The organism is Mycoplasmopsis bovigenitalium, from assembly GCF_002356075.1.
In the GTDB taxonomy this organism is placed as follows: Bacteria; Bacillota_I; Bacilli_A; order Mycoplasmatales; family Metamycoplasmataceae; genus Mycoplasmopsis; species Mycoplasmopsis bovigenitalium_A.
On the sequence record NZ_AP017902.1, the window covers coordinates 675,308 to 694,444 of the forward strand.

Annotated in this window: 20 protein-coding genes; 14 read left to right on the forward strand and 6 right to left on the reverse strand. The window is 30.5% G+C overall.

The annotated features are described in order from the left end of the window. Positions 1-139: 139 nt before the first annotated feature. Positions 140-1,792 (reverse strand): IS1634 family transposase, encoded by a 1,653-nt coding sequence (locus MBVG596_RS02950; RefSeq protein WP_096385711.1) that lies wholly within the window; start codon positions 1,790-1,792, stop codon positions 140-142. A gap of 323 nt (positions 1,793-2,115) precedes the next feature. On the opposite strand from MBVG596_RS02950, the gene rpsD reads away from it, so the two are divergent. From rpsD to MBVG596_RS03000, 10 genes are all read left to right on the forward strand, one after another. Next, positions 2,116-2,715, forward strand: a complete 600-nt coding sequence (gene rpsD / locus MBVG596_RS02955) for a 30S ribosomal protein S4 (protein WP_096387016.1) — start codon at positions 2,116-2,118, stop codon at positions 2,713-2,715. A gap of 23 nt (positions 2,716-2,738) precedes the next feature. After that, the gene (rpmE, locus tag MBVG596_RS02960; RefSeq protein ID WP_096387019.1) at positions 2,739-2,951 is read left to right on the forward strand and encodes a 50S ribosomal protein L31; all 213 of its coding nucleotides are present in this window, start codon (positions 2,739-2,741) and stop codon (positions 2,949-2,951) included. Between the two features lie 126 nt (positions 2,952-3,077). Continuing rightward, the gene (hrcA, locus tag MBVG596_RS02965) at positions 3,078-4,082 is read left to right on the forward strand and encodes a heat-inducible transcriptional repressor HrcA (protein WP_096387021.1); all 1,005 of its coding nucleotides are present in this window, start codon (positions 3,078-3,080) and stop codon (positions 4,080-4,082) included. A gap of 7 nt (positions 4,083-4,089) precedes the next feature. After that, complete coding sequence (locus tag MBVG596_RS02970) at positions 4,090-4,902, forward strand: nucleotide exchange factor GrpE (RefSeq protein WP_096387024.1); 813 nt, start codon at positions 4,090-4,092, stop codon at positions 4,900-4,902. A gap of 11 nt (positions 4,903-4,913) precedes the next feature. Next, a complete protein-coding gene (locus tag MBVG596_RS02975) occupies positions 4,914-5,318 on the forward strand; it encodes an MscL family protein (RefSeq protein ID WP_096387027.1) in 405 nt (134 codons plus the stop codon). 87 nt (positions 5,319-5,405) lie between these two features. Continuing rightward, positions 5,406-5,651, forward strand: a complete 246-nt coding sequence (locus MBVG596_RS02980) for a hypothetical protein (protein WP_096387030.1) — start codon at positions 5,406-5,408, stop codon at positions 5,649-5,651. 127 nt (positions 5,652-5,778) lie between these two features. Beyond that, positions 5,779-6,078, forward strand: a complete 300-nt coding sequence (gene rplU / locus MBVG596_RS02985; protein ID WP_004421513.1) for a 50S ribosomal protein L21 — start codon at positions 5,779-5,781, stop codon at positions 6,076-6,078. Between the two features lie 4 nt (positions 6,079-6,082). Continuing rightward, a complete protein-coding gene (rpmA, locus tag MBVG596_RS02990; RefSeq protein WP_004421514.1) occupies positions 6,083-6,358 on the forward strand; it encodes a 50S ribosomal protein L27 in 276 nt (91 codons plus the stop codon). A gap of 89 nt (positions 6,359-6,447) precedes the next feature. Then, entirely contained in the window at positions 6,448-7,182 is a 735-nt protein-coding gene (locus tag MBVG596_RS02995; RefSeq protein WP_096387033.1) for a DNA-processing protein DprA, read from the forward strand. 69 nt (positions 7,183-7,251) lie between these two features. Then, positions 7,252-8,436 (forward strand): YitT family protein, encoded by a 1,185-nt coding sequence (locus MBVG596_RS03000; protein WP_096387035.1) that lies wholly within the window; start codon positions 7,252-7,254, stop codon positions 8,434-8,436. A 25-nt stretch (positions 8,437-8,461) separates the two neighbouring features. Here the strand turns inward: MBVG596_RS03000 and MBVG596_RS03005 are convergent, their stop codons facing one another. From MBVG596_RS03005 to MBVG596_RS03025, 5 genes are read right to left on the reverse strand one after another with little or no spacing between them, the layout of a single operon-like run. Then, a complete protein-coding gene (locus tag MBVG596_RS03005) occupies positions 8,462-11,440 on the reverse strand; it encodes an AAA family ATPase (RefSeq protein ID WP_096387039.1) in 2,979 nt (992 codons plus the stop codon). Then, complete coding sequence (gene rnc, locus MBVG596_RS03010) at positions 11,427-12,137, reverse strand: ribonuclease III (protein WP_004421518.1); 711 nt, start codon at positions 12,135-12,137, stop codon at positions 11,427-11,429. Before rnc ends, MBVG596_RS03005 begins: the two co-directional genes overlap by 14 nt. Then, positions 12,130-13,143 (reverse strand): phosphate acyltransferase PlsX, encoded by a 1,014-nt coding sequence (gene plsX / locus MBVG596_RS03015; RefSeq protein ID WP_096387042.1) that lies wholly within the window; start codon positions 13,141-13,143, stop codon positions 12,130-12,132. Before plsX ends, rnc begins: the two co-directional genes overlap by 8 nt. A gap of 1 nt (position 13,144) precedes the next feature. Next, the gene (locus MBVG596_RS03020; protein WP_096387045.1) at positions 13,145-14,761 is read right to left on the reverse strand and encodes a DAK2 domain-containing protein; all 1,617 of its coding nucleotides are present in this window, start codon (positions 14,759-14,761) and stop codon (positions 13,145-13,147) included. Further along, positions 14,754-15,050, reverse strand: coding sequence for a hypothetical protein (locus tag MBVG596_RS03025; protein WP_004421521.1), 297 nt, complete (start codon positions 15,048-15,050; stop codon positions 14,754-14,756). The genes MBVG596_RS03020 and MBVG596_RS03025 overlap by 8 nt, the downstream gene beginning before the upstream one ends. Positions 15,051-15,128: 78 nt before the next feature. Here MBVG596_RS03025 and recO point away from each other — a divergent pair, with 78 nt between their 5' ends. From recO to MBVG596_RS03045, 4 genes are all read left to right on the forward strand, one after another. After that, entirely contained in the window at positions 15,129-15,809 is a 681-nt protein-coding gene (gene recO / locus MBVG596_RS03030; protein WP_096387048.1) for a DNA repair protein RecO, read from the forward strand. Between the two features lie 148 nt (positions 15,810-15,957). Continuing rightward, positions 15,958-16,926 carry a DHH family phosphoesterase gene (locus MBVG596_RS03035; protein ID WP_096387051.1) on the forward strand — a complete coding sequence of 323 codons (969 nt, stop codon included), beginning with the start codon at positions 15,958-15,960 and terminating at the stop codon, positions 16,924-16,926. A 1-nt stretch (position 16,927) separates the two neighbouring features. Beyond that, positions 16,928-17,914, forward strand: a complete 987-nt coding sequence (locus MBVG596_RS03040) for a DHH family phosphoesterase (protein ID WP_096387054.1) — start codon at positions 16,928-16,930, stop codon at positions 17,912-17,914. 9 nt (positions 17,915-17,923) lie between these two features. Continuing rightward, positions 17,924-19,114: a phosphopentomutase gene (locus MBVG596_RS03045; protein WP_096387057.1), complete on the forward strand. Its 1,191-nt coding sequence runs from the start codon at positions 17,924-17,926 to the stop codon at positions 19,112-19,114. The last annotated feature ends 23 nt before the right edge of the window (positions 19,115-19,137 follow it).

Here is a 19,137-nt window from a genome sequence, read left to right on the forward strand (position 1 = left end):
AATTTAATATTTTGCTTTTTTTATTTATTCAATATAATTGAAAAGCATATTACAGCAGTTGTTTATCCCGAGTTTCCCAGTTTCAAATAATAAAAATAACGAATAAGCCTTATTTATAGTGCTTTTCGTTATTTTTATGCTATTTTTTAATTACAATTTTTTTAATAAGATCATATTCGCTTCAAATATCTTTTATTGTTTTCGAATCTTCTCTTTGTCTTTTAATGATTTCTTTTGTTTTTGAGTTGATATCAACTCTTTCTCTTAGTTTGGATAATATATTAATAAGTTTTTGTTCAGATAAATGGTCAATTACACCATAATCCTCATAAAACTTGTTTATCTTATAAGTAATAAGTTTTAATAAAACAAGTGATATAAAACATAATATTGAGTGTGCTATTATGTGTTCGTCTAGTCTCACATAAACCGGTCTAATTTGTAAAAAACTTTTTAATGCTCTAAAATTTGTTTCAATTTTTCATTGGTTCGCGTACTTTTCAATGATTTTTTCAGCAGAAATATTTGAAATATTTGTTTCATAAACATAGATACCATCAAATTCAGAATCTTTTGTGACTTTTTCAAAGTCTAATTCAAATTTAAACTTAGATATTTGTTTAAAGAATTTGCATTTTTTTGTACCCAACATTTTTGTTGAATCAACATAACCGCTTTTGTCTTGTTTTTTACGGAAATTATCAATCAAAATTCCGCGATCTTCTCTATCTTTTTTTGCTCTTGTTTTTGAATAAGTTACAATTCTTCTTCTTAATTTACCATTAAATCTTGTATTTTTTCAATTAGATTCATATTCTGTTTCTTTGTATCTAAATTCAGAATCTCCAATGTATCCTTCGCGATCTAAAATCCAATTTTTAAAATTCTGACTACCAGATTTTGCTCTATATGAGATTATAAAATTGTGTCCTCTTTGTTCTAAAAAACGGATATTTGCATTTGTACTCATCCCTCTATCAGCAATAATTGTTATATTTTTTATGCCAAATTTAGTTTCAAGTTCTAATATAAATGGAATCATTGTTCTTGAATCCCCTGTATTTCCCTTGAAAACTTTCATGTAAATAGGAATACCATTTTTGTCGCACGCAAGACCAATCACAATCTGATCTTCTTTGAATTTGGCATCTTTAGAATACCCAGGAACCCTAAGTCCTTCGCGGCTAAAACTTTCAAAATACACTGTAGATGAATCAAAATAGATTTCATCTAATTTACTTTTTGTTTCCGATTCAACTAATTTATTTATTGAAAAAAGCAATTGGTCTTTGTTTTCGTGAACAATGTCTAAAAGTCTATAAAAGCTATTCTTAGAAGAAAAGATATTTGTTGAATATTCATCTGATTCATTAAATGAGTTGTATATACTTGTGGGATTAATAATTCTTTTCGCCACTAAGAAATTAAATATTTCATTCATATTTTTATGTCTTGTGGCTTTTAATTGTTTAAATATGTTGTGTTTTTCAATAAATTCACTTATTAATTCATTGCCAACGCAAATACTTGTATGTTGGATTTTTTCTTTTTCAATCGAGTGTAGAAGCGCATGTTTAACTTTATCTGGATTATCCTGTCTAGTGAAGTTTTTAAGTTTGTTTTTTATTATCTCGATTGCGTTTTCGTTAATTTCAAGTAGTTTTTCTACATTTCCTAAACTAAACCATCTTGTTGGATTTTTATTGAATCCGTTTGACCAGCCAACATATTTATATAAAACGCCCTTTTTATTTCCATGAACATTAAATAGCATCAAATCTTGTTTTTCCATATTCTTATTATATCATAAATGTAATTAAATGCAATTATAAAATTAAAAAATATGAAAAATTCCATACTATATATAGTATGGAGTGAAAAAAATAGTTAAATTAGATTAATTTATCGCTTAAAACTGGGAAACGCAGGAGAATTTAATATTTTGCTTTTTTTATTTATTCAATATAATTGAAAAGCATATTACAGCAGTTGTTTATAGTGAATAAAATCTATATTCATATTGATTTGAAAGTAAACTAGCTGAATGTTGAAATCATTAAATTTAGATCAATAACTAGGAAACAACCCTTTTTATGTTTATGCAAAGAGAGGAAAATTATGAGATATACAGGTCCTGTATTTAAAAAAGCTCGTCGTTACGGTTTTTCTATTTTAGAAACTGGAAAAGAATTCTCAAAAGGTAAAAAGAGAACTTATGCTCCAGGTCAACACGGAAACAAAAGAGTTAAATTATCTGACTATGGTCTACACTTATACGAAAAACAAAAAGTTAAATTTGTTTACGGAATGAGTGAAAAACAATTAAGAAAATTCTTTGAAAGAGCTACAAAAATTAAAGGTATTTTAGGTACAAACTTAATTCAACTTCTTGAATCACGTTTAGATAACTTGGTTTACCGTGCTGGTTTTGCTAATACAAGAAGACAAGCTCGTCAACTTGTTGCTCACAACCACTTTACAGTTGATGGCAAAAAAGCAAATATCCCATCAATGACAATTAAAGTTGGTCAAGTTATTGCTCTTAAAGAAAAATCACAAAAAAATGTACAAATCCTTGCTAATCTAGAAGCAAAACTAACTGCTTCATGAATTACTTTAAAAGATTTTGCTGCTAAATTAGATCGTCTACCTGAAAGAACAGAAGTATTACCAGAAATTAAAGAAAACTTAGTTGTTGAGTTCTATTCAAAATAGTTAAATAGAAAGTAGGAGAAATAATGAAAAAAGATATCCACCCACAACACAATAGAGTTAATGTAGTTTGCTCAACTTGCAACACAGAATTCTCATTTGGTACTACTAAAACAGCTATTTCTGTTGACGTTTGCTCAGGCTGCCACGTTGCATATACAGGTGACAGAGCTAAAACAAAAGCAACAGGTATGATCGACAAATTCAATCAACGTCTTGCAAAATCAAATCAAAAATAATTTGCATTTTTGTGAATAAATCCCATTCGGGATTTTTCTTTTTCAATAGAAAAATGAATATATATGTAAAACAACTTGTTTTAGCACTCAAAGCATTAAAATGCTAATTTATGGTATAATTCAAATATGAAAAATAGTCCGGACTTTTCTTTAAATGATGAGAAAAATAAATTTCTTAAATTAGCTATTGAACTTTATATTGAAACTGGCCAACCAGTTGGTTCAAGTACATTAATCGAACGATACAATATTGATTGCTCAAGTGCTAAAGTTAGATACATTTTGCAAGAATTAGAACAACTTGGCTACCTTGAAAAAATACACACATCAAGCGGTAGAGTTCCTTCGATTATGGGTTATCAATATTATGCATCGAATTTGGTTGTTCATGATACTCAAACATTAAAGGAAAAAATTAAGGATATTTTTGCTAAACGACGCGCAAATGTTGAAGATACAGTTAGAGAGGCTTGCCAAGTTATCTCAGACACAGTTGGTATTACACTTGTTACAAGTGAAACCAACGAATCAGCAACACTAAAAAGTATTCAATTAGTTCCTTTGACAGAAAATGATGCAACAATTGTTTTGGTAACTTCTTTTGGCGAAGTTAGCCATCGAACTGTTAGTTTGGACACAAGTAAATGTGATATGAATGACTTGCGAATTGCTATTAGAATTTTTAAAGAACGTTTAATTGATGTGCCAATTTTAAAACTGCGCCAAACAGCTGATAGTTTAGCGCCAATATTGGCTTCACAAATTAAAAATTATGAAACCATTTTAGAAAGCATGGTTAATAATGTATTTGATTTTGAACTTAAAAATAAAAATGTTGTTTATGGCAAGGATAAAATTGTTTTAGCTGATGAAATATCGCGTCCAGATCTAAGTAAAATACTTTATTTGATTGAGAATCAATCAATATGACAAACAATTGAAAATGGCATTGAAGATGATTCAAATTTAAAAATTTCAGTTCGCCCAGACCATAGTTCAATTATCACTAAAAAAATTAATGACGAGGGCAAAATTAAAGAAATTAGTCTTGTTGGTTCAAACAGAATGGACTATCAAAAATCAATGGCAGCTATCAAATTATTAGAAGACTTAATAATTGACAAAAAATAGGAGTTTTATGAGTAAATTAGAAGTTAAAAATGGCGATATAATGCGTTTAGATATAAACGCGTTTTGAAACAATAAAACTATTGATGAATTTTCTCCCAAATTAATTGAAATTACAATTGGAGAAGAAAAAATAGTTAATGGATTTGATCAAGAAATAATTAAAAGTGGATTACTAAAAAAATATAACTTTCATTTAGATCTTTCTTCTATAAAACCTGATTACAAAAAGGTAAAATTTGAAGTTATAAACAAATCTTTTAATCATATTAAAAAACTAAGAGAGCAAGAATTAAAAGCGCAATTAATTAAAAATAACCTTGAAGCACAAAAAGAATTAATATTATTGAAGCAAAAATTCAATGCTCTTGAAAATATCAATGAAACATTGAAAGATAAAGTTCGTAATTTAACTAATGAATTAAATGAAGGAAAGAGAATAACTGTCCCTCAAGAAGAAATCGATAAAATAAAATTGTATGCTTTGCAAAAATTCTTCGAAGATTTTTCAAATCCATATTCTACATTTAAATTGGCAGTTGAATCTGGCGCACAAAGCAATGACCAGTCTGTAAAAACATATGTAGGCGGATTCACAATGTTACTAAATATGCTTGAATCAGTTTTCTCTAAACATGGTTTAGTAATTGAAAAACCAAATATTGGTGATGATTTTGACCCTAAAACTCAAAAAGCTATTGATTTTGTGATTGATAATAATGCAGAACCGGGCAAAATTGCAAAAATAAACTCAGATGCATACTTATTAAACGGTAGAGTAATCAAATATGCTTTAGTAGTTTTAACTAAGAAGGGAGAATAATTTAATAAATTATGTTTAAAAAAGCAAGCAAAGATGCGTGAAATGTTGTTAAAAGAGGCAATATGTTCATGCTTGCAATTGGTCTTTTATTAGGGGCTGCGTTTAACGAATTAGTTAAATCATTGGCAAATGACATTATAATGCCACCAATTGCAAAAATGATTGGTACTCAAAGTTTTGAAAAATGAGAATGACAAGGTATGATGATTGGCAAGTTTTTAGGGGCTTTAATTGCCTTTCTAATAACCGCAGCAATTATTTACATATTTTTAATGATTGTGTTCTTAATCAGAGGTTCTATAATCTCTTGAAAAAACAAAAGAAAACCAGTTGAACCCGAAAAATTACCTGAACCAACTACTGAAGAATTGATTTTGGAAGAACTTAAAAAACTTAACGAAAAACTTAGCAAATAACAACGCAAAAAAGCGTTGTTTTTAATATTTTTTTACTTTTTCAAACCAATTTAAATTGAAAAGATTAATTTATCCTGGGAGGTAAATTTGAAAAAACTAACTGAAAAGCAACAAGCAAACATTTATGGTGGAGCCACAACATTAGCTGTTATTGGCACACTGGCTCCAATAGTTATTTCGGGAATTACAGCTATTGCACATATTATAAAAATGTTTAATAGCAGGTCTGGCGAAAATAAAATTGGCACAAGTTCTGTAAAATGAAATAATGACCCAGCCAAGGCTGAAATAAAACCAGTTATTGAAACTAGAACAATTTATGTAAGTTATTAAATATATTTTGGTTTTTGAGCTTTTGGTCTATAATTCAAATGTTACTTTTGTAACCATTCTGAACAGGTTAACAAGTGCATAAAATGCCACCTTAAAGATGAGCCACAAAAACAGGAGATTAATAGACATGTTAGCTATTATTGAAACTGGAGGCAAACAAATTTTAGTCAAAGAAGGACAAACCATTTTCATTGAAAAAATTGAAGGTGAAGAAGGATCAAAAGTTAAATTTGACAAGGTTTTACTAGTTGGAGATAAAATTGGTAAACCATATCTTGAAAAAGCTTATGTTGAAGGAGTAATCCAAAAACAAGGCAAAAGCAAAAAAATTATTGTATACCGTCACAATGCTAAATCAACTCACAAAAGAAAACTTGGACACCGTCAACCTTACACACGTGTTGAAGTTCAAAAAATAGTAGGTTAATTCAATGGCACACACGAAAGCCGGTGGTTCTACCAGAAACGGTCGTGATAGTCGCGGCCAAAGACTTGGCATTAAGTTAGGTGATGGACAATACTGTACAGCAGGGTCAATTATTTTCCGTCAAAGAGGAACAAAAATTTTCCCAGGCACAAACGCAGGTATTGGTAAAGATGATACAATTTATGCTTTAATTTCAGGATATGTAAAATTTGAAAAACGTAGAAATCGTACATATGCCTCTGTATATGAACAAAGAGTTGTTACACAAAAAAACAACTAATTTAAGCCGGAATTAATCCGGTTTTTTTATATTTTTTTCCTTTTTTTAATTGATTCTAAATTTCTTCATATCAATTATTGGGAGGCTAAATGAACGATATATTATTGTACTTTTCATACATAAACAAAGGAAACAACTACGAAATATTCAAAGATTTAATCAAAAAGAAAAAAGTTACAGAATCACAAATAATTCAAATTAAAAAAATTTTAGAAAGCGCTAATTTGAAATACATAACAGTTTTTGACAAAGAATACCCAGAAGCATTTAAAAAACTTAAGTATGCACCATATGTAATTTATTATCGAGGAGATTTAAATATATTAAATAACCCTTTAGTCTGCATGACTGGCGATGTAGAGAATATGGCAACAGAAAAATATTTGGACAATTCATTCGATTCAATGAGTAGACAATTTAATTTGGTTACAAGTGACTTTACTAAATTTGACCGAAAGATTGCTAAAATGTTTAATTTGGTCAATAAAGGTGTAATCCATATTTTAGCAAGCGGCCATAAATATTTGCCAAAAGAAATGGAGAATGATTTAGATTTATTTATTTCACAATATCCACCAGATGTAAATCCAAAATATATAAGATTTAAGGAAAGAAATGCGCTAATATCTGTTTTAGCTGACAATTTAGTTATTTATGGGTCCAAGAATGCCTCAGGAATAATAAATTTAGCTAATTATTTTGTTGAATTAGGCAAAGAAGTGTTTTGTTATCCAAGTGTTGATTTAGAGGATGGCAATAATTATTTACTAAAAAATGGCGCAAATTTAATAACACACGTAGCAGATTTAATGAATTACAATTAAAATTTAAAATTGTTATTTATGTACAAAAGTTTATTTATAAAATTTTAAATAATTAGTACAATTTTAATCATGAATACTAATAAATCAACACAAAAGACAACCGAATCATCTTCAGTTAAAAAGCTGAATCAAAAAATTAAAGACTACAAAATGGGCTCATATGTTTATGGCAATCAAAACCCTAATGAACAAGGCATCAAAAAAAGAAATTTATTAACTTATTTGACGCGAACATTCTTTATGTTTGTTTCGGCATTATTATTTAGTTTTGGTGTTATTGTTTTCTTGCAAAGGTCCGAAACTATACCATCTGGACTTTCGGGAATCCCAATGTTGATAACTTTAGTTTTTAAAAAAACTGAACCATATTTTGCCTTAATGTATCTTGGTATAAATATTCCTTTATTTTGTGCTTTTGCCACTAAAATAAAGAAAACATTTATTTTGCATACTCTTGAATTCATGATTTTTCAAATAATAATTAATTTTGCATTGAGTTTTGAGTTTAATGGAGCTAACTCATCAGCAGCACATTGACTAATCAAAGTATTTAATGTTGCTCCGGGTTGGTCAAGGGATATAATGATTAATGGACAAACCTATGAAAATCCAACTACCTGACCAATTTTGGTTAATGGGGCAATTGGGTCAATATTTGTTGGTGCATCAATCTCGCTAGCTTGAAAATTTGGTGGCTCAACGGGGGGGACTGATATTGTTGCTTACTATTTTTCAACTAAAAAACAAAAAAGTGTAGGTTCAATATTGAGTGCAATTGCGCTAATGACTTCAATTACCTTTCTACTTATATTTGCATTTGCAAAACCACATAATAATGCAGTAGCAGTAGAAATAGTAGAAGGCAGCAAGGTTTATACTCCAACCAAATTTAAAGTTATTGTTGGTATGAGAGAAGTTACATCCTTTTTATACATAGCAGTCGTTAACTTGTTGGTTGGTTTGCTGTATCCAAAATACAAAAAAGTTGAAATTCAAATATCTTGCTCTCCGAATTCTGAAATTGTATTAAATTACTTTAAAGATATTCAATATTGACATGCGTTTTCAATTGAAAAATCAATAAGCGGCTTCAGTAATGAAGAGGTAATTAAAATCAAAACAACAATGCTTTATTTAGAAGCTCGTAATATAATAAAAGATATACGAAATATTTGCCCAAATGTCTGAATTAGTGTTAAACCTGTTCACCAAATTATCGGCAAGTTCAACACTCAATATGTTGATGAATCTTAAAACAAAAAAAGTGCCTGCGCACTTTTTATTGTTCTTTTAATACTTCTGAAATATCTTTTTGTTCATCTTTAACAAGTTTTTTAGCTTCAGCTAGTTCAAGACTAAACATTGTGGTTACACCACGATTTTGCATTGTTGCCCCAAAAAGAGCATCAACTCTTGACATTGTACCGTGACGGTGAGTTATAACTAAAAATTGTGTTTTTGCTTTTAATTCTTGTAGATATTCAGCATATCTAACAACATTGGCTTCATCAAGTGCAGCCTCAACTTCGTCAAGAATACACAATGGAAGAGGACGAGCTTTTAGTATACCGAATAGCAATGAAATAGCAATAAGTGATTTTTCACCGCCCGAGAATAATTTAATGTTAGCAATATTTTTCCCTGGAGGCTGAGCTTTAATTTCAATACCTGATTCAAGAATATCATTTGGGTCAGTTCAGTATAATTCAGCTTTTCCGCCACCCATCATTGTTGCAAAAACTTCATTAAATGAAGGATTTACATCATTTACAATATTAACAAGTCTATTAATAATGACTTTATCAATATCGGCAATAGCTTTAACCAAAATTTGTTTAGCTTCACTTGATTCATTGAAATTATGAGTTAATTCGTTAAATCTGGTTTCCTCTTCAACAAGTTTTTCAAGTGATTCAATGTTTACTGAACCAAGTTTGTTAATTTCTTCTCTTAGTTCTCTAACAATTTCTTCAGCTGTTTCGCGAGGTAATTCAAGTTTGTATGAATCGGCAGCTGCATCAAATGTTAGTTTATATTGACTTGCTAAACGTTCTCTTGAGGTTTCAACTTTCATTTGTGAGCGTTCTTTTTCAGTGATTTTGTCAGCAAATGAGCGAATTAAATTATTAAGCGTTGATGAGTAATCATCTTTTGTTAATTGCAATTGGTCAATTTCTGACATCAATTTTTTATAGCTTTGTCTTTTGGCGAATAATGTAGCTTCGATTGTGTCTTTCTTTGTATTTAAAGAAGCAAAATCATTTCTACCTTTTTCGTCTTTTTCAATTTGATTTTGGTCTAATTCTTCAATTTTTGCGTTCAATGAAGCTAATTTAATTTCTAATTGGTCTAGGTCAGATCTTTTTGTGGCACGAGAACTGTCTAGTGCAGAAATTTTGGCTTTTAAATTCGTATCAAATTCATATGCTTGACTTCTTTTATTTTTTGCTTCATTTATTTTTGTTAATAATAATTGAATTTGAGCATTTAGACCTGGAATAATTTTTTCGAATTCTTTGATTTTTTCATCAAAGCCAAGCAAGCTTTCTGATTTATCTTTAGCACCACCAACAATAATACCACCGGCTCTAATTGTATCCCCGTCTAGAGTAACAATCATATAACGACGCTCTAAAATGTTTGAAATTTTATTTGCATTGTCAATGTCACTGGCAACAATAACGTTACCTAGTAAAAATCTTTTAAGAACATCAAATTCGGGTTCAGTATTTACTAAATCTGCTGCAACAGCAACAAAACCAATATGTCCTTGAATACCTAATAAATGGTCATCTCTTACTGATTTAGGTTGTATTGAGGTTAGTGGAATAAATGTAGCTCTACCACCATCGTTTGATTTTAAGAAGTTAACTGCTTTAACAGCTGTTTCTGATTTATCAACAACAAGGTGTTGAGTAGCTGATGATAAAACCGCATCAATAGCACGAATGTATTCAGGTTCAACTTTGATTAAGTCAGCAACAGTGCCTTTTAAAGGTTTTCCAAAGTATGCTTTATTTTCAATGATGGTTTTTGTACCTTTATAAAGCATTGTGTTATTTTCTTTTTGTTGTTTTAAAATGTCTAAGCGTGATTTAACTTTAATTAAGTCAGTTTCTTTTGCCGACTTAGCTGTGTTAAGTTTTAAAATTTCGTTTTCAGTTTCTTTTAAGCCTTGTGCATTTTCATGAATTCTAATTTTTAGCACTTCAATTTGGTTATCTATGTTTTTAATTTCACTTGTATAGGTTGTTGCAAGTTTTTTGAATGCTTTGATTCTTTCTTCTTTGTTGACTTCGATTTCACCTTGCTCAATAAGTTTTTCACGTGCTGTTTCTTGACTTAGAGCAATTTCGATGCTTTTTAATCTTGACTCAACTTCTTTTAATTCATTGTTTAATGACTCAATATCATTTTCCAATTCAATTTTAAATGAATGGTTTTGGCCAATTTTTGAATCTGTTTGTTTGATTCTTTCTTCTAAATCACTTTTGCTTTCAGCGACACCTTCTAGTTCAATATTTAATTTTTCATATATGTCGCCAAATCTCTGAATATTATCAACAAGAAGGCCAACTTCAACATCTCTCAATTCTTCTGATTTTTCAATGTAAATTTTTGCTTTTTCAGCTTGTTTTCTAAGTGGAATAAGTGTTCTTTCAATCTCTTTAATTTTTGCTTCAATAATATCTAAATTAGATTGAGTTTTTTCTAGTTTTGAAATTGCTTCTTTTTTCTTAAACTTGTATTTTGAAACTCCGGCAGCTTCCTCAAAGATGCTCTTTCTTTGCTCAGGTGTTGATTGAGCTATATCTGAAACTGTACCTTGTGAAATAATTGCTAAACTTGATTTACCAATTCCAGATTCCATAGCTATTTCAAGAATATCTTTTTGACGGCACTCTTCACCATTTAAATAATATTTATTAGTTCCGCTGCCTCTTTCCAAAACACGAGATATAGTGAATGTTTCGTGTGGGATTGAATTTTTACCGTCTTTATTGTCAAATGTTAAAGTAACTTCGGCTCTATCCATCGGTTTTGCGGTTTGCGAACCTTGGAATATAACATCGTCCATTTTATCACCACGTAGTTCTTTCGCACTTCTTTCTCCAAGAACTCAACGAATGGCATCATTAATGTTAGATTTACCAGAACCATTTGGTCCAACTATACCAGCAACACCACCGTCAAAAGTCAGTGAAATTGGATCAGCAAATGACTTAAATCCGTGTGCTTGAACTCTAATTAATTTCATGTTCATCCTTTCTATTTGCTGCTAGTTTTGCAAGAGCATCTTTTGCAGCGTTTTCTTCAGCTTCTTGTTTATTTTTGCCTTTTCCCATTCCATAGACATTGCCGGAATGTGTGGCTTTTGATATAAAAGAAGAATTTTGTTGAATTGTTTCATAAATTACAGACATTTTTGAGAATGCTTGCATATATTCTTGAAACGAAGTTTTGGGATCTTTCAATGAGTTGAGATCGATTTTTGTTTTAAAAAGTGTTTCACTTAAAAAAGTTTTAACTTTTTGCAATCCTTGATCCAAGTACAATGCGCCAATAAATGATTCAAAAATATCGGCATTAACTTTTTTTGAATTTATTACTTGCGACGCTGTTTGGCCATCGCCAGTTTTTAGATATTTACTTAAGTTTAATTGCTTTGAAATAGCATACAAATTTTCAGTTGATACTAATTTTGCCCGCATCAGTGTTAATTGACCTGCATCAATATTTTTATTATTCAAGAAGAGATGATTTGAGGTTAAAAATTGCAAAACAGAGTCACCTAAAAATTCTAATCTTTGATAATCAGGTATAAAACTTTTTACTTTGCTAGATTTTACAAAACTAGGGTGAGTAAAAGCTGCATCATAATCAGATATTTTTTTAGGTCTTATTGAGTATTTATTTAAAAATTCAATAAATTGTTCAAAGTATTTTTTATTCATTTTTCTCGTTAAGGGCCAATTTAAATTTGTTTAAAACATCATTTTCAAGACCAAGTTTAATTTGGTTTAGCGCGCCAATATAGGCTTTTTGGTCGCTTCCGCCGTGCGATTTAATTGCCACGCCGTCAACACCAATTACTCAAGCAGCACCAACATTCCGATAATCAAGGGTTTCTGCTACATCTTTAAATGCATTTTTGGCTAAAAGATAACCAATTTTTCTAACAAGTGATTTAGAAATTTTGTTTTTTAACAATTCCTTAAAACTTAAAATTGCTCCCTCTAGACTTTTAAGTACTAAATTGCCGCCATAACCATCTATAACCCCGACATCGCAAATCGAATTTAAAGCTTCTCTTGGTTCAACAAAACCAATGTAATTTAAGTCTTTGGTTGATTTAAGAATTTGGTGAGCAGATCTTATTGTTTCGATACCTTTATTGTCTTCGGTTCCGATGTTTATTAAACTAACTCTTGGATTTTCTATTTTCAACATGATTTTAGCAAAAACATTGGCAATAATTGCTCATTCAACAAGGTATTCTGATCTTGTTTCAATGTTTGCGCCAACATCTAAAAGTAGTCATTTATTGCCGAAAATGGTTGGCATAATTGGCATAAAAGCAGCTCTTGAAGTATTAGGCAAACGTTTTAATTTAAAAGTATTTGCCGCTAAATATAGTCCGCTATTGCCAGAACTCAAAACAGCGTGAGCTTTTTTGTCTTTTACCAAATCAATTGCAATATTCATCGAAGTGGGTTCGTGTAAAGAGCCGCGAATATTTTCAGGATTTAGTGATATTAGATTATTATTAATTATTTCAATATTTTCTGGTTTTTTAACAAATCCAGCAACTTTTGTTTCTAAGATTTCCTTTTCAGGGCCAACTAAAATAATCTTAAAATTTGGATTTTGTTTTGCAAATGAATAAGAGGCTGAAACTGCGGCAAATATACCGTTATCATTGCCATTAATGTCAAATGCTATTGTGAATTTTTTGTCCATTTTATTCAAAACTTATCAAGAAGTGATAGTTTGGTTGGGCCCCATTGACAATTTCAACAGCTACATCGTAACGACTTTCAATAAATGCTTGCAATTCATTTGCATCTTCTTCAGAAATGTCGTTTCCATAGTAAATTGTTACTAGTTCATGGTCGTTAGTAATTGTTTTTTTAACAATTTCTTTAGCTGTTTCAATGTAATTTGGTGTACATGTTGTAATTTTTCCGTTAATTATGCCAATAAATTCGCCTTCATTAATTTTTACATTATCAATTTTGGTGTTTCTTACAGCAGTAGTAACTTCACCGGTTGTAACATTTTTAATTGCATCGTTAAGCAGGTCTAGGTTTTCTTCTGCGCTTGATTCCCCATTGAAGAATATCATTGCGGAAATACCTTGCATTTGAGTTCTTGTTTGAATAATATAAACATTTTTATCATTTATTATCTTAGCTGCTTGTTCGGCTGCTAGAAAAATATTTGAGTTGTTTGGTAAAACAAAAACATTACTTGAGTTTACTGAACTAATGGCATCAACAATATCTTGCGCTGAAGGATTTTGTGTTTGTCCACTTTCGATAATTGCATCGCAACCTAATTCTTTCATTTTGGCAATAATTCCAGACCCTAGGTTGCAAGAAATAATTGCGCATTCTTTTTCAATTTCGTTATTTTCGTTAAGAACAACATTTTTATTTCTTGATTCCTCAGCTTGCAAGCTCATATTTTCAGATTTAATTTTGATAAATTCGCCAAATCTTTGACCAAAGTTCAATAAATTACCTGGTTTTAGTGTGTGACCATGCACTTTAACAATTTCATTGTCTTGAACAACAACTAAACTTGTTGCTTGTTTGTTTAAGGCTTTTTCAAATAAATCTTTTTTGAAATCATTTACTTTTGCTAATTCGATTATAAATTCAGTACAATAGCCAAATTCACCATCATAAACTTCGCTTGTTTGAATAAATGTGTCTGCAGCTGTTTCTTCTTTAATTTCAACTGGCTCACCCTTTACATAAGAGTTCATTCCCAAAATTATTGAGTAAAGACCTTCTCCACCTGAGTCAGTAACTCCAACTTCACGTAAAATCTTTAATTTATTTGGAGTGTTATCGCAAGCTTTACGAGCGAATTTTTCAGCAAGCTCAAAAAATACTTCAAATGTTGTTGAATTATCAACGATTTTTTCAAGCTCTTCAGTAGTTTCTCTAATAACTGTTAGCATTGTTCCTTCAACCGGTTTAAGAACAGAACCATATGCTTTTTCAGTTGCTTTTTTAAATCCATCTAATAAACCTTTGATGTCTACAGACTTTTTGCCTTCGAATGATATTGCAAAACCTTTAAAAATTTGGCTTAAAATAACCCCAGAGTTACCGCGAGCACCAAAAAGCATACTTTTACTAAATTTATTTGCAACTTCAGTTAAATTATCATTATTTCGATCTATTCCTTGAATTGCTGCTTTTACGGTTGAAGACATATTTGTACCTGTATCACCATCAGGGACAGGGAAAACATTTAATGCATCAATTCGATTTTTATTATTCATTAAGTTATTGGCACCGGAAAGACATAAATCATAAAATATCTTCCCATCTATTTGTTTAATCATTATTCAAACCTCCGACTAAAATATTAAGTTTGCCAAGCTTTTGTTTTTGTTTTCTTAAAGCAAACCTAACGATTGTTGTTATTGAGTTAACAATGTTTTTAAGATTACTATTTTTTAAAATTGTTATTGAAGCTGTAAAATCCCACGAGTGAGATGATTCATTTTTGGAAACTATGATGCAATCACCACAGTCGCTATTTTCACAATTATAAGGGCACTGAATACTATAAATTCCGGGCGTGGTCTCTAAAATATCCATGAATATTTTTACCGCTTGTTGTTTTTCCACAACACCTCCTAATAAATAAATATTATAAGTTAGATATTGAAATTATAAATTAAAAATTAGAATAAAATATTAATAATTATGGCAGAGCAAATTTCAAAAGCGATTGTGCTTAAAATCATTGATTCGTCAACAAATGAAAATGATTCATTTGTAGACTTTTTTGGCAAAAAAGGCAAATTTAGACTGCTTGCAAAAGGCATTAATAAAGCTGCTTCAAAAAATAAAGCAAATTTATTAGTTGGCTCTGTTGCTGAAATTGAATATTTTGCTGCTCGTAAATACGGAAGTGTGGGCAGACTTAAAAAAGCAACTACAATTCAAAATATAGATTATTCAAGCTCAGCAAATTTAAATTTTGTAATTCATGCAGTTAAAATTTTAGATTCGATTTTGGGTAAAAGTTTTGATATGTTTGATAAATATTGCCAAACACTTAAATATTTAGGTGAAGGAATAAACAAAAGGCTTTTATTATTTGTGTTAGCTAATAGTTTGTTTAGTTTTGGTATTGGACCAATAATAAATAAATGTGTTGAGTGCAAAAACACTCAAAATCTTGCTGATTTTGAATTTTACAAGGGTGGCTTTTTGTGCAATCTTCATAGCACTAAAACAAGATGAAATAAGGAATTAAAGTCAATTTATTATATGTTTTATGACCTTGAAAAATTTATAAAAATGATTAATGGCGAGATTGTTGATAAATTGATTGCAGAAGTCCTTGACCATTTGCAATCAAATGGAATTTACATATTTTAGTTATTTAAAAATTTTATTTTACATTCATTTTTCAATTGAATTGGTAAATTTTAAAATAAATAATTACATTTAAAAATCTATTAATATTAAACTTAAAATTAATAAATAGTATAATAAACACACATAAAAGAAACATAAGGAGGTAATATTGAAAATAGGTAGCACACAAGTAGCAATTGATGCTATAAAAAAACATAAAAATATAGTAATTTTTCATCATACACGTCCTGATGGGGATTGCCTAGGTTCTCAACACGGATTAGCACAAATGATTAAAGATAATTTTCCTGAAAAAAATGTTTATACAGTTGGTGACAATTTAGACAGTTTTGAATTTATGGACTATCATTTTGATCCAATTGAATCAATTGATTTTACCGATTCTTTAGGAATTATGGTTGATGGGTCAAGTTCAGGTAGAATTGTTCATGGTGATTTATTATTGAGTGATAAATTCAGTGCAAAATTAAGAATTGATCACCACCCAAATGGAAGCGACATTGAATATGATCACTTGTTTGTTGATGCAGATTATGTTGCAGCAGCTGAACAAGTAGCGCATATTGCTTTTGATGCAAAATGAAAACTTTCGCCAAAAGCGGCTATGCATACATTTTTAGGCATAATTACTGATAGTGGTAGATTTTTATACCCTGACACATCGCCTAGAACTCATAAATTGGTTGCATTTTTAGAAGAAGAAGGCAAATTTGATCCAAGTGTAATTCATAGAGAACTTGGAAAAAGAACTCTAAAAGACATTAAATATGTTGGCCACATTCTTTCGAATTTTAAAAAAGAGGGTAGAGTTCTTTATTTTATTGCTACAAAAGAAGTGCAAGAAGAGTTTGGTTTTAACGAATTAACTGCAGCAATGTTTGTAAACGAACTTGCTAATATTGAAAACAATTCTTGTTGAGTATTTTTTATTGAGCAAGGAGATGGAAAAATTCGTTGTAGACTACGTTCTAATGGGCCACTTGTTAACGAAGTTGCAAATATATACAATGGTGGCGGCCATGCTAATGCATCGGGCTGCGAATTGCATTCAAAAGAACAAATTCCATCAATTTTGGAACAATTAAATAAAGCAATTGAAAAATGGGAGGAAAAATAATATGAAAATGCAAGACACTGGAACTTGAAAAGACGCTGCAAATAAACTTGAACAATACGACTCAATAGTTATTTTTCATCATATTCGTCCTGATGGGGATTGCTTGGGTAGTCAATTTGGTTTAAGAGAGTTGCTTAGATTGAATTATCCAAACAAAAAAGTTTATGCAATCGGTGACAATAATGGCTTATTTTCTCACTTTTTAGATTTCGATTTTGACCCAATTCCAAGTGATGAAATACTAAAAAAATCATTAGGAGTTGTTGTTGATGCCAATCAAAAAGAAAGAATTTTTAATAGAGAAGTACTGGATAAAAACTTATTTGCAGAAACGCTAAGAATCGACCATCATCCAAATGAGGATGATCTTGACAAATGTACTGTTTGACTTGAAGAAAATAGAATCGCTGCGGCTGAAATGGTAACTGAGTTAGCTTACCAAATGAATTGAAAAATCAATGAAAAAGCAGCAAACTTCATGTTTTTAGGCATGGTAACAGACTCAGGAAGATTTCAATATTCAGATACATCTTCAAGAACACATGAGTTAGCAGCATTTCTATATAAAAACAATTTAAACCCTGAAAAAATTTATTTAGGACTGGCCCAAACAAGCTTAGAAGACCTAAAAGTTCAGTCAACTTTAATGAATTCATTGAAAACAAAAGGCAAAGTTGCATACATTCAAGTTGATTACAAAACTACAGTTGCATTAGGCAAAAAACCTGGTGATATGGCGCGCCCTAATTTAATTGGGAATATTAAAGGATATCCATTCTGAGTATCATTTAATGAAGAAGAGGACGGGCGTATTCGTGTTGAATATCGTTCAAATGGTCCAATCGTACGTAATGTTGCAATAAAATGAGGCGGTGGCGGTCATGACCGCGCATCTGGGTCGATGCTTAGCACATTTGATGATGTTGAAAAAGTTATTGATGATTGCAATGTAGAAGTTGAACGCTGAGAAGCGGAGAATGCTAAATAAGGAGTAATAATGGCTAAATTTAATCGTATTTTTATGATCGTTACAGATGGTTTAGGTATAGGACCTGACCGCGATCAAACTTCATTTGGAGACAAAGGAGCAAACACAATTTTATCTGCTTCAAAAAGCTCTATGTTTTTCCTAGATAATTGAAAAAAACTTGGTATTGGTAATATAACTACTCTTGATGGTAATTACCATGTATCAAAACCAATGGCTTATATGGCTAGAGTGCAAGAAGTTTCAAATGCTAAAGATACACTTGCAGGCCACTGAGAAATGATGGGGATAAAAACACTAGTTCCATTCCCTACATTTACTGAAAATGGCTTTCCACAAGACTTACTAGATGAACTTTCAAAAGCTTTTGATGGCCGTAAAATTGTATGTAACAAAAGCGGTTCAGGTACTGATATAATTGACGAATACGCCCAAGAACAAAAAGAAACTGGCGCAATTATTGTTTATACTTCGATGGACTCAGTGTTGCAAATTGCTGCTCACGAGGAATGAATAGGTTTAGAAAATTTATACCGTTATGGTAAAGCAGCAAGACAAATTTGTTCATCAAAACCAGAATGAAATGTTGGTAGAATTATTGTTAGACCATTTATCACTAATGAAAATGGCAAATACAAAAGAACATTCAATAGACATGACTATGCAAACCAACCTCGTGAAATGATTTTAAACGATCTTCAAAAAGCCGGTGTTGAAGTTGTAGCAGTTGGTAAAATTAATGATATTTTTGTTGGTCAAGGTGTTTCAAGAGCTATTCACTCAGATGGTGATGCTCACGCAATGGATATTACAATTGAAGAAGCTAAAAAAGAAGGTTCAAACAAATTTATTTTTACAAACTTAGTTCAATTTGACTCACACTATGGACATAGACGTGATGTTGATGGTTATGCTTCAAATATTGCTTTATTAGACAGTAAAATTGGGGTATTAATCAATGCAATGAAAGAAGATGATTTATTAATTATGACTTCTGACCACGGTAATGACCCATTGTATCCAGGATTTAACCACACAAGAGAATTATTACCTTTAACAGTCTTCTCTAAATCATTTAAAAATCCAAAAGTTCTTAAAGATGTAGAAGGTTTAGGGACTTCTGGAAACATTGTTGCAAGAAACTGAGGTGTTGCAACAGTGGCAGAAACTGGTGATGACATTTTTGATCAATTAGTTTAAAAGATAAGCAACAACTTGTTGCT